The sequence below is a fragment of the Kitasatospora sp. NPDC002965 genome (assembly GCF_040611255.1).
GTDB lineage: Bacteria > Actinomycetota > Actinomycetes > Streptomycetales > Streptomycetaceae > Kitasatospora.
Map to the genome: position 1 here is coordinate 1 of NZ_JBEXNT010000201.1, position 12,181 is coordinate 12,181.

The window sequence follows — 12,181 nt, forward strand, 5'->3', positions numbered from 1 at the left end:
GCTCCGCCGTAGGTCTTCTCGATCGCGCCGGTGCGGGCGAGGGCTTCGAGGTCCCGCCGTACGGTCATGTCGGAGACGCCGAACCGGTCGGCGAGCTCCGCCACGCGTACCGCGCCGTCACGGCGTACGCGGTCGAGGATGAGCGCCCTTCGCTGCGGCGCCAGCAGCCCCGTGTCCTCCACGATCTCACTCCGACTTTCCACGCCGCTGCCGGCGGCCACCACGGTCGGCGCATGAAAGCACCACGACTCACAGGATAGGGGTGCGTACGTGCGGTCGCTGTCGTCATTCCCCGCCGGTATTGAACATAAAACAACACTCAATCACCGGAAAGAGCGAAGAGTCTGCGCTTTGGTGTGCGGAGTGGGCGTCGCCGTCCGCTCGAATATGACGATGCGTGGTCGGACGTATGCCCGTGGTGCATCATTCGCGCCCGGTTCGGCCCGTCCGCCGGTGAATCGGACAGAACCCTTGACACAACCGAACGGCACTTCGAAACTCTCCATCACCCCGATTGTTTGCGCGAACATCAGCAACGGACGTGCTGGCGCCGGCCGTCGGGCCACCCCCCACCCATGATGCGCCCGCGACCGCTTCCCCCCACCCCGCCCGGGACACGGGCGGCGGGGACACCGGTGCGGACACCGGCGTGCAGTCGGCTCCACCGGCCGGTTGTGCCGTCGTGCCCGCAGGCGGTCCGCGGGCGCATCGGCGAACGAAGGACGAGTAAGAATGCTGCGTTTGAGAACGGCCGTCGGCGGTGCCGTCCTGGCCCTGTGCGTCTCCCTGGTCCAGGGCGCCGGCCAGGCCGAGGCGGCAGCCGTGACGGTCGTCAACGGCACCCAGTTCGCGGACACCGCGGGCAATCCGCTGCACGCCCACGGCGGCGGTGTGATCAAGGTCGGTCAGTACTACTACTGGTTCGGCGAGAACCGCAACGCCGACAACTCGTTCCGCTACGTCTCCGCCTACCGCTCGCGGGACCTGAAGACGTGGGAGTTCCGCCGGCACGTACTCACCCAGGCGACCGACCCGGAGCTCGCCGGCGCGAACATCGAGCGCCCCAAGGTGATGTACAACGCCGCCACCGGGCAGTTCGTGATGTGGATGCACAAGGAGGGCAGCGCCACCGACTACAGCGAGGCCCGCGCGGCCGTCGCGGTCTCGGCCACGATCGACGGCGACTACACCTGGCGGGGCAGCTTCCGCCCGCTGGGGGCGATGTCGCGGGACATCACCACCTTCGTCGACGACGACGGCACCGGGTACATGATCTCCGCGGCCAACGAGAACCGGGACCTGCACGTCTACCGCCTCACCGCCGACTACACCGGCATCGACGCCCAGGTCCAGAGCCTGTGGAACGGCGAGTCCCGCGAGGCCCCGGCGATGTTCAAGCGCGACGGCGTCTACTTCCTGCTGACCTCCGGCGCCACCGGCTGGGCCCCCAACCAGCAGAAGTACGCGACCGCCACCAGCATCACCGGGTCCTGGAGCGGCCTGAGTGACGCGGGCGACGGGATCACCTACCACAGCCAGACCACCTTCGTCCTGCCGGTGGAGGGCAGCCAGGGCACCGGCTACCTCTACATGGGCGACCGCTGGGGCAACTCCATGGGCGGCACGGTCAACGACTCGCAGTACGTGTGGCTCCCCCTCGCCTTCCCCACCTCCACGACCCTGTCCATGGGCTACTCGCCGCAGATCACGGTGAACGCGGCCGCCGGCAAGGTCACCCCGCTCCGCGCGACCTGGCAGCAGCTGGTCGGCCGGCAGAGCGGCAAGTGCGTCGACGTCGGCGACTACTCGTTCGCCGAGACCGCCCGGCTCCTCCAGTGGTCCTGCGGCAACGGTGCCAACCAGAACTTCTCCCTCAAGAGCCTGGGCACCGGCTACGTGCAGGTCATGGCCCGGCACAGCGGCAAGTGCCTGGACGTCGAGGGAGCGTCGAGCGTCGACGGGGCCCTCGTCGTGCAGAACACCTGCACCGGGAGCCAGTCCCAGCAGTGGCAGGTCCAGAAGGTGGCCGACGGCTCCGGCCACGTCCGCCTGATCGCCCGGCACAGCGGCAAGTGCCTGGACGTCATCAACCAGGCCACCACCGACGGCGCCGCCCTCGAACAGTGGACCTGCGGCACCGGCGCCAACCAGCAGTTCAGCCGTCGGACCGTCACGGTCTGACCCCGTGCGGGGCCCGGTCCGTACGCGGGCCGGGGCCCCACCGGCACACACTCCACCTCCACCGGCACGCCCCTCCCTCACCCGAGGGGCGTGCCGTCCGTCTGCCTGCCCCCGCACCTGGAGGACCGATGGCCCCGCGTACCAAGAAGACACGGCACCGTACGGCCCGCACCTGTCTCGCCGCCACGATCGCGGCGGCCGGTGCCGGCCTGCTCGCTCCCCCGCAGCCGGCCGCCGCCGCCGAAGCAACCGCCCACCACACCGTCCGGCTCGACCCCGGCTACCAGCAGCAGCCCTTCCAGGGCTGGGGCACCACGCTGGGCTGGTTCGCCAACGTCACCGGCGGCTGGCCCGACGAACGGCGCAACCAGCTGGCCGACGAGCTCTTCGGCGCCGACGGCCTGGGCCTCACCGTCGCCCGCTACAACATCGGCGGGGGCGACAGCCCCGAGACCGTGCCGTACATGCGGGCCGGAGCGGCCGTGCCCGGCTACTGGAACCGCCCCGCGGAGTTCGCCCCGCAGCCGGGCGGCGCGAACGGCGGTGCCGAGCCCGCCGACTGGTGGAACCCGAACGACCCGAACCACTGGAACGCCGCCGCGGACGCCAACCAGCGCTGGTGGCTCGCCGCCGCGAAGAGCCGCGGCGCCGACACCTTCGAGGCGTTCTCCAACTCCGCCCCGTACTTCATGACCGTCAGCGGCCTGGTCTCCGGCGCGGTCAACCGCTGGGACAACAACCTCCGGCCCGACCAGTACGACCGCTTCGCCGCCTACCTGGCGGGGTCGATCAAGCGGGTGCAGGCCTCGACCGGCGTCACCTTCGACTCCGTGTCGCCGGTCAACGAGCCCGGTACGGGGTACTGGCGCGCCGGCGGCCCGCAGGAGGGGTCCCACTGGGACCACGCCGCCCAGGCGCGCATGATCGGCAGCATGCGCGGTGCGCTGACGTCGGCGGGCCTGACCACGCCGGTGGCGGCGATGGACGAGACCGACCCGGCCATGTTCCGCGACGACTGGAACTCCTACCCGGCCGCGACGCGTTCGGCGATCGGCCGGCTCAACGTCCACACCTACGGCACGCACGGGCGGATCGGGGCCCGGGACATCGCCAAGGGGGCCGGCAAGCCGCTGTGGATGTCGGAGGTCGACCTCGGCGGCAGCGGCCCGCAGAACTTCACCGACATGGCACCCGCCCTCGACCTCTCCCGCCGCATCACGGGCGATCTCACCATGCTCGAACCCCGGGCGTGGGTCCTGTGGCAGGCCGTCGAGGACTACGAGAACATGACCCCGGCCCACGAGAACTCCAACTGGGGCCTCATCCAGGTCGACCTGACGCCCGACGACCCGGCCGTCGAGCCCGTCCGCAAGAACAAGAAGTACTGGGCGATGGCGAACTACACCAAGTTCGTCCGGCCCGGAGCCCGTGTCATCGGCACCAACTCCGCCGACACCCTCGCCGCCCTGCGGCCGGGCGGCGAGGGCACGGTGGTCGTCCACACCAACACCACCGGCACGGCGCAGGCCCTCACCCTCGACCTCGCCGGCTACCAGAAGCCGGGCTCCGGCACCGCCGTCCAGCGCTACACCACCGACGGCACCAGGAACGTGCAGCGGGGGGCGGACCTGACCGTCACGGCCGCCGCCACGGTGACCACGACGGTCGGCCCGGGCTCGGTGACCACGTTCGTCCTCCCCGGTGCGGTCGGCGTGAACGCCTCGACGGCGACCACACCGACCGGCGGCGCGCGGCAGCTGCTGAACGAGAACAGCGGCCTGGCCCTCGCGGCCGGCCCCGACGCCCAGGCGGGCCCCGTCCAGCGCACCCCGGACCCGGCGGACCCCGGGCAGCGGTGGACCTTCACCAAGGTCGGCGGCGGCTGGGACACCACGGCGACCTACCGGATCACCAACGCCGCCACCGGCAGGGCCCTCGCGGTCACCGCGGGCGCCCTCGGCTCCGCCGCACCCGGCAACGCGGCGGCGCAGCTGTGGATGCGCTCCACCACCGGTGACGGGCGCGGCACCCTCGTCAACAAGGCCACCGGGCTCCTGCTCGACGTCAGCGACGCCGCCGGATGGGACGGCGCGCCGGTGAACGTCTGGCCGCCCACCACCGGGAGCAACCAGTCCTGGTCCGTGCGCAGCACGGCCGCGGACGTGTGGGAGCCGGTGACCGTCCGGCGCAGCGGGCTGTGCGCCGAGGTGGCCGGTGCTGCGGGGGCGCCCGGCGCCGCCGTCGTCCAGTCCGGCTGCACCGGATCGTCGGCCCAGCAGTGGGCGCTGCGGGCCGGCAGCCCCGGCCAGGTGTCCGTGGTGGTGCGCCACAGCGGGCAGTGCCTGGACGTGGAGGGCGAGTCCACGGCGGACGGCGCCCGGGTGGTCCAGTACGGGTGCAGCGGGGCGTGGAACCAGGAGTGGTCGGTCCGTCCGACCGGCGGGGGCTTCTCCGCCCTGGTGGCACGGCACAGCGGCAAGTGCCTGGCGGTCGAGGCGAGTTCGTCCTCGCCGGGTGCGGTGCTGGTCCAGGAGCCGTGCGGGTCGGGTGCCGGTCAGCGGTTCCGGATCGGCTGACCGTCGTGGCCGGACGTGCCCCCGCCGGACCACGGACCACGGGCGGGGGCACGTCCGTTCGGCACGGATCAGGCGGGTCCGGCGCCACCGGCCGGGGGCGCGGCCGAGCTGGCGCGGACGATCAGCTCGGGCTGGACCGCCACGGCGGTGACCGGGGCCCCCTCGCCCTGCGGTGGGTCGATCTGGTCGAGGAGGCGGGCCACGCACTGGCGGCCGACCTCCTCGAAGTTCTGCCGGACGGTGGTCAGCGGGGGGACGAAGTAGGCGGCTTCGGGGATGTCGTCGAAGCCGACCACGCTGACGTCGTGCGGCACCCGGCGGCCGGCCTCGTGCAGGGCGAGCAGGAGGCCGAGCGCGAGCTGGTCGTTGGCGGCGAAGACGGCGGTGACGTCCGGCTGTGCGGCGAGCCGCCGGCCGATCTCGTAGCCGGACGCGGCCGTCCAGTCGCCGAAGCCGATCGGCGGCACGGGTGCTCCGGCGGTCTTGAGAGCGGCGTGCCAGGCGGCCGCGCGCCGGCGCGCGGCGTAGGAGTTCTGCGGCCCGCCGATGTGCCAGACCGTCCGGTGCCCGAGGTCCAGGAGGTGGCGGACGGCCGCCGTGACGCCGGCCGCCTGGTCGGTGTCGACGGAGGTGTACCGCCGCTCGGGGTCGCCGTCCGCGACGACGATGGGCACGCCGGACGAGATGTCGAAGCCGGGCCGGTCGAGGATCTGGGCCTCGATGACGGCGAGCCCGTCGACGGCCTGGTCGGTGAGCTGCCGCACGGCGCGCTGGACGGCGTCCTCGGTCTCGTTCTCGACGCAGACCACGTTGACCGAGTAGCCGGAGGCCTGGGCGGCGCGGGAGATGGCGGCGAGGGTGCGGGCGTTGCCCTGGGCGGTGACGTCGAAGGTCACCACGCCGAGCGCGTGGAAGCGTCCGAGGGTCAGGGCCCGGGCCGCACTGTTGCGCTGGTAGCCGAGCATGCGCATCGCGGAGAGCACCCGCTCGCGGGTCTCCGGCTCCACGTTGGACCGGTTGTTGGCGACCCGGGAGACGGTCTGTGAGGAGACGCCCGCCAGGGCGGCCACGTCCGCCTGGGATGCCGGGCGCCGAGTGGCGCGCGCGGCCGCGCCGGGCTTCGCCGCGGTGTTCATACCGGCCCCTTTCCCTGATGTCTGCGTCAACATCGTAGCGGCCGCGACCAGCGGATGAACACGCCCGGGCACGGCCGGACGCGGTCGGTCAGGGGGCGGGGAGCGGGCCGCGTGCGGGCGGGGTCCGGGTGTCGCAGCCGTCGGCCCCGCACCGAGCGGGCCGTCCGGGCCGGGGGCGTACGGGCCGGTGGGCAAACGAACAACAACGGACGTCGGTCGACCCCGGGCGTGTGGGGCGGCGTCGGCGGGTCGAGCGGGTTCACCCGGCCGACGTCCGTCCGTAACGCTCGTGCCGCCGGCTCCGGGAGCCGACCCGCGCCGGCTCCGCCGAGCGGCGACGGCCGACCGGCAAGCCCTTGAGCTGCGCTCCTCGCCGATCTGTCACTCCCGACCCGGCGGGCGCGTGCGGCCGGGCGGGCGCTCCCGGGCGGTCGCGGCGCTGGTTACGAAGCTGCATCGCCGTGTTTCGGTGGCTTGACGCCCTGCGCGGAAACGGTCAACACTCAACACCATCGTCATGTTGGCGCAAACATTCGCCACGAAGGGCACTACCCTTGAGCACGTCACCCCCCTCCACCACCCCCCTGCCGAATCCGGTCCGCCCGCCCACGCCCAGGCCCGGACCGGCGCCCCGGCAGCGACGGGAACGCCGTGTCGGACGGCCGGGGCACGGAGCGTTCGGCTACGCGTTCCTCGCGCCGTTCCTCGTCGTCTTCGTGATCGGCATCATCGCCCCGCTGGGCTACGCCGCCTACCTCAGCCTCTTCCAGGACCGCCTGGTCGGCGGCACCGTCTTCGTCGGCCTGGAGAACTACCGGCGGGCGCTCACCGACGACCTCGTCAGGGCGGGCCTGGGACGGGTCCTCCTGTTCCTGGTCGTCCAGGTCCCCGTGATGCTGCTGCTCGCACTCGTGGCGGCGCTGGCGCTGGACAGCGGGAGGCTGCGCTGGACCGGCCTCTTCCGGATCGGCATCTTCGTCCCCTACGCCGTCCCCGCCGTCGTCGCGTCGCTGATGTGGGGATACCTGTACGGCGACCGCTTCGGACTCGTCGGCCAGATCGGCGAGGTGCTCGGCACGGACGTGCCCGACCTGCTCGGGTCCTCCTGGATGCTCGCCTCCATCGGCAACATCGTGACCTGGGAGTACGTGGGCTACAACATGCTGATCCTCTACGCGGCGCTGCGGACCGTGCCGCAGGAGCTCTACGAGGCGGCGGAGGTGGACGGCGCCGGGGAGTTCCGCAAGGCGTGGAGCATCAAGCTCCCGGCACTTCGGCCGGCCCTGGTCCTGGCCACGGTGTTCTCCATCATCGGCACGTTCCAGCTGTTCAACGAGCCGAACGTCATGCAGTCGCTTTCCCCGGGCGTCATCTCCACCAGCTACACGCCCAACATGTACGCCTACAACCTGGCCTTCAACGGCCAGCAGTTCAACTACTCGGCCGCCGTCGCCGTGGTCCTGGGCGGCGTCACCGCGCTCGCGGCCTACGCCGTGCAGATCCGGTCGATGCGAAAGGGGCAGGGCCAGTGAGCGCCAGGACCACCTCCGGCCGGCGCGCACGCGCCCGCCGCCCGAGCACCGCGCTCACGCTGGCCATGACCGCCATGCTGGCGTACGCACTGCTCCCGCTGCTGTGGCTGTTCATGGCCAGCACCAAGGACACCGCCTCCCTGCTGGAGAGCTTCGGCCTCTGGTTCGGCGACGGCTTCCGACTGCTCGGCAACATCGGGAACGTCCTCACCCACGACGACGGCATCTACCTGCGCTGGTTCGGCAACACCCTGCTCTACGCCGTCGTCGGAGCGGGCGGAGCGGCCTTCGTCTCCACCGCCGCCGGATACGGCCTCGCCAAGTACCGCTTCCGCGGCAGGACCGCGATCGCCGCCATGATCCTCGGCGCCATCGCCATCCCCGGCACCGCACTCGCCGTCCCGACCTACCTCCTGTTCAGCAAGGCCGGTCTCGTCGACACCCCCTGGGCGGTCCTGCTGCCCTCCCTGGTCAGCCCGTTCGGGGTCTACCTCATGCGCGTCTACGCCGCCGAGGCCGTCCCCGACTCCCTGCTGGAGGCCGCCCGGATCGACGGCTCGGGGGAGCTGCGGACCTTCTTCACCGTCTCGCTGCGCCTGCTCGGCCCCGGCTTCGTCACCGTGCTGCTCTTCGCCCTGGTCGCCACCTGGAACAACTACTTCCTGCCGCTGATCGTGCTCAGCGACCCCCAGTGGTTCCCGCTCACCGTCGGCCTCAACCAGTGGAACGCGGTGGCCACCGGGGCCGCCGGAAGCGGCGCGACCACCACCGACTTCTACCCCCTCGTGGTCACCGGAAGCCTGCTCGCCATCGTGCCGCTCATCGTCGCCTTCCTCTTCCTCCAGCGCTTCTGGCAGTCCGGACTCGCCGCCGGAAGCGTCAAGGAATGACCGGCGCAAGCCCCATCCCCCTTCCTCACAGCAAGGACCCCCTCATGACCTCCGCCCACAGCCCGTCGCGCCGCAGAATCCTGGCACTGGCCCCCGCCGCGGCACTCGTCCTCGCCCTCACCGCCTGCGGCTCCGACGGCGGCTCCTCGTCCGAGGGGGCCGCCGACCCCGCCAAGGCCCTGGACACGCCCACCACGCTCACCTTCTGGACCTGGGCCCCGAACCTCGACAAGACCGTCGCCCTGTTCGAGCAGAAGTACCCCAAGATCAAGGTCGAGATCGTCAACGCGGGGCAGTCCGCGGCGCAGTACACCAAGCTCCAGACCGCCGTCAAGGCCGGCAGCGGCGGGCCGGACGTGGTCCAGGTCGAGTACTTCGCCCTGCCCGAACTCGCCCAGTCCAAGCGGCTCGTCAACCTCAAGGACTACGGCGCGGCCGCGCTGGAGTCCAAGTTCACCTCCTCGGCGTGGTCGCAGGTCACGGTCAACGGCGGCATCTACGCCGTCCCGCAGGACACCGGCCCGATGGCGATGTTCTACAACAAGAAGCTCCTCGACGAGCTGCACATCGAACCGCCCAGGACCTGGGCCGAGTTCGAGACCGCCGCGGCGAAGATCAAGGAGTCCGCCCCGGACCGGTACATCACCTCCATCGACCCCGGCGACGCCGGCGGCCTCGACAGCCTGATGTGGCAGGCCGGCAGCCGCCCCTTCCAGCAGAAGGGCGAGACGGGGGTCGGCGTCGACCTCCAGGACCCCGGCGCGAAGAAGGTCGCCGACCTCTGGACCTCCCTGGTCGAGCGCAAGCTCGTCGACACGGCCCCGGGCTGGACCAACGAGTGGTGGCAGTCGATGAACAGCGGCCGGTACGCCATGTGGATCATCGGTGCCTGGGCCCCGGGCAACATCGCCTCCACCATCCCCACCACCGCCGGGAACTGGCGGGCGGCGCCGATGCCCCAGTGGAACGCGGGTGACGACGTCACCGCCGAGAACGGCGGTTCGGCCGTCGCCGTCCCCACCACCAGCAAGAACAAGGCCGCCGCCGCCGCCTTCGCCACCTGGCTGAACTCCGACCCCCAGGCCGTCCGCTCCCTCAACGCGAACGGCCTCTTCCCCGCCACCACCGAGCTCCTCAAGGACCCGGCCTTCCTCGACCGGCCCGTCGACGCCCTCGGCGGGCAGCAGGCCAACCAGGTGTTCGCCGCCTCCTCCGCCTCGGTCGGCAAGGGCTGGCAGTACCTCCCCTTCCAGGTCTACGCCAACTCGGTGTTCAAGGACACGGTCGGCCAGAGCTTCACCAGCGGCATCAACGGCGGTCTGACGGCCTGGCAGAAGCGCATCACCGAGTACGGCAACCAGCAGGGCTTCAAGGTCACGGCACCGTGACGTCCGGCGCCCGCCCCGACCCCCCTCTCAGGAGCAGCAGTACCATGCCAGTTCTCCAGATCGACGGAGACGACTTCACCCTCGACGGCGAGCCCTTCCGCATCATCTCCGGCGGGCTGCACTACTTCCGGATCCACCCGGACCAGTGGGCCGACCGCCTGCGCAAAGCCCGGCTCATGGGCCTCAACACGGTGGAGACCTACGTCCCCTGGAACCTCCACCAGCCGTCCCCCGACACCTTCCACCTGGACGGCGGCCTCGACCTCCCGCGCTTCCTCGACCTGGCCGCCGCCGAAGGACTCCACGTCCTGCTGCGCCCGGGCCCGTACATCTGCGCCGAGTGGGAGGGCGGCGGCCTGCCGTCCTGGCTCCTCGCACACCCCGGCATCAGGCTCCGCAGCCAGGACCCCGTCTACCTCGCTGCCGTGGAGGACTACTTCGAACGCCTCCTGCCCCCGGTGCTCGACCGCCTGGCCACCCGGGGCGGCCCGGTTCTGGCCGTCCAGGTGGAGAACGAGTTCGGAGCGTACGACGACGACACCTCGCACCTGGAACACCTGGCGGGCCTGCTGCGCCGGCACGGCGTGGACGTTCTGCTGTTCACCTGCGACCAGCCCGCCGACCTGGCCCGCGGCGGGCTGCCGGGCACCCTCGCCACGGCCAACTTCGGCAGCCGCTCACGGGAGGGCCTCGCGGCCCTGCGGGCCCACCAGCCCAGCGGCCCGCTGATGTGCACGGAGTTCTGGATCGGCTGGTTCGACCGCTGGGGCGGCCACCACGTCGTCCGCTCGGCCGAGGACGCCGCACAGGAACTGGACGAACTGCTGTCCCTGGGTGCCTCGGTCAACCTCTACATGTTCCACGGCGGTACCAGCTTCGGGTTCACCAACGGGGCCAACGACAAGGCGGCCTACCGGCCGACCGTCACCTCCTACGACTACGACGCGCCCCTGGACGAGGCCGGCGATCCCACCGAGAAGTACCGCGCCTTCCGCGACGTCATCGCGAAGTACGCCCCCGTGCCCGCCGGCCCCGGACCGGAGCCCGCCCCGAAGCTCGCCCCCCGCACCGTGCCGCTGACGGATGTCGCGGACCTCCTCTCGCACAGTGCCGCGCCCGGCGCCACCGTGCGCTCCGAACGCCCGCTCACGATGGAACAGCTGGGGCAGGACTTCGGGTTCGTCCGCTACGAGACCGTCCTGCCGCAGGCCGGGCCGGCTCTACTGGAGCTCCGGGACGTCCGCGACCGCGCGCAGGTCTTCCTCGACGGCCAGCCGGTCGGCGTCCTGGAACGCGAGAACCACGAGCACGCCATCGCCTTCGGCGTCCCCCGGGACGGCGCCGTCCTGACCGTCCTGGTGGAGAACCAGGGAAGGGTCAACTACGGCCAGGGCCTGCACGACCGGAAGGGCCTGGCCGGCCCGGTCCTGCTCAACGGCGAGGAGCTCGACGGGTGGACCAACCTGCCGATGCCGTGGCGATCGCTCGACGGCCTCGACTTCACCACCGGGAACACACCGGTCGTCGGCCCCGCCTTCCACCGCGGGACCTTCCCGGTCGACGTGCCGGCCGACACCTTCGTGCACCTGCCCGGCTGGACCAAGGGCAACGTGTGGGTCAACGGCTTCCATCTCGGCCGGTACTGGTCCCGGGGCCCGCAGCGCTCGCTCTACCTGCCCGGCCCCGTCCTGCGCCCGGGGCTGAACGAGATCGCGCTGTTGGAGCTGCACGCGGCTCCCTCCGAGCGGTCCGTCCGCTTCGTACCGAGCCCCGACCTCGGACCCACCGAGGAGTGACGGCGGCGACGCCATGACGGCAGGGCGCCTGTGGGACCTTCCCACAGGCGCCCTGCCGTTTGTCGCGGTCCGGTGGCCGTCCACCGCGGGGGCCGGCGCGGTTCGGGGGGACTGCCGCGCCGTGGTGAACGTCCGGGCGCCGCCCGGGCCGTGGCACCGCGCGGGGCTCTGTGGCTCTGTGGCTCTGGGGCTCGGGCCGAGTCCGGGGGTCGGGGGCCGGGGACGGTGCCGAAGGCCGGTCGAGGCCGGTGGGGCGTTCGCCCACCGGCCTCGACCGGCCGTCCCGTCCATGCTCTCCCCGCCGGTCAGGCCGGTCGGGCCGGACCCTCTCGACCCCCGATGCGCTGCGCCGGCTGTCGGAGCGGACGAGCCCACGACGGGACGAGACACGTCCGCCGGTGGCGCTCACCACAGGGGTGGGCGCCACCGGCGGGTGGTGGCGATCAGGCCGACCCTCGGCGGCCCTCGCCGTTCCGTCAGCGTCTACCGGCCCGGCCGATCCGCCGTGGGAACGGCCTCTGGTGGCTGGGGTGCTGACGGAAAATGGGGAAGTCGTGGAGCGGCGTTCAGTGCGTCAGGCGGGGAGACCGACGGCGCGTTCGCCGTTGCGGCGTTGTTGGATGACGACGGCGGCGACGAGGAGGGCGCCTTGGGCGACGTTCTGCCAGAAGGAGTTGATGCC

8 protein-coding genes are annotated in these 12,181 nt (G+C 72.0%); 6 read left to right on the forward strand and 2 right to left on the reverse strand.

Annotated features, from left to right (window positions below):
* Nucleotides 1-185, reverse strand: a 185-nt coding sequence (locus ABZY91_RS39495; protein WP_355408790.1) for a DeoR family transcriptional regulator, incomplete at its 3' end; no start/stop codon positions are given.
* 547 nt (nt 186-732) lie between these two features.
* Here ABZY91_RS39495 and ABZY91_RS39500 point away from each other — a divergent pair.
* Together ABZY91_RS39500 and ABZY91_RS39505 are read left to right on the forward strand one after the other, a co-directional pair.
* Entirely contained in the window at nt 733-2,181 is a 1,449-nt protein-coding gene (locus ABZY91_RS39500; protein WP_355408778.1) for an RICIN domain-containing protein, read from the forward strand.
* A gap of 128 nt (nt 2,182-2,309) precedes the next feature.
* Entirely contained in the window at nt 2,310-4,757 is a 2,448-nt protein-coding gene (locus ABZY91_RS39505) for an RICIN domain-containing protein (RefSeq protein ID WP_355408780.1), read from the forward strand.
* Between the two features lie 68 nt (nt 4,758-4,825).
* Here the strand turns inward: ABZY91_RS39505 and ABZY91_RS39510 are convergent, their stop codons facing one another.
* Nucleotides 4,826-5,893, reverse strand: coding sequence for a LacI family DNA-binding transcriptional regulator (locus ABZY91_RS39510; protein WP_355408782.1), 1,068 nt, complete (start codon nt 5,891-5,893; stop codon nt 4,826-4,828).
* A 554-nt stretch (nt 5,894-6,447) separates the two neighbouring features.
* On the opposite strand from ABZY91_RS39510, the gene ABZY91_RS39515 reads away from it, so the two are divergent.
* From ABZY91_RS39515 to ABZY91_RS39530, 4 genes are read left to right on the forward strand one after another with little or no spacing between them, the layout of a single operon-like run.
* Complete coding sequence (locus ABZY91_RS39515) at nt 6,448-7,425, forward strand: sugar ABC transporter permease (RefSeq protein ID WP_355408784.1); 978 nt, start codon at nt 6,448-6,450, stop codon at nt 7,423-7,425.
* Nucleotides 7,422-8,315, forward strand: coding sequence for a carbohydrate ABC transporter permease (locus ABZY91_RS39520; RefSeq protein WP_329874737.1), 894 nt, complete (start codon nt 7,422-7,424; stop codon nt 8,313-8,315). The genes ABZY91_RS39515 and ABZY91_RS39520 overlap by 4 nt, the downstream gene beginning before the upstream one ends.
* A 44-nt stretch (nt 8,316-8,359) precedes the next feature.
* A complete protein-coding gene (locus tag ABZY91_RS39525) occupies nt 8,360-9,703 on the forward strand; it encodes a sugar ABC transporter substrate-binding protein (protein WP_355408786.1) in 1,344 nt (447 codons plus the stop codon).
* Between the two features lie 44 nt (nt 9,704-9,747).
* Entirely contained in the window at nt 9,748-11,499 is a 1,752-nt protein-coding gene (locus tag ABZY91_RS39530) for a beta-galactosidase family protein (protein WP_355408788.1), read from the forward strand.
* Nucleotides 11,500-12,181 lie beyond the last annotated feature (682 nt).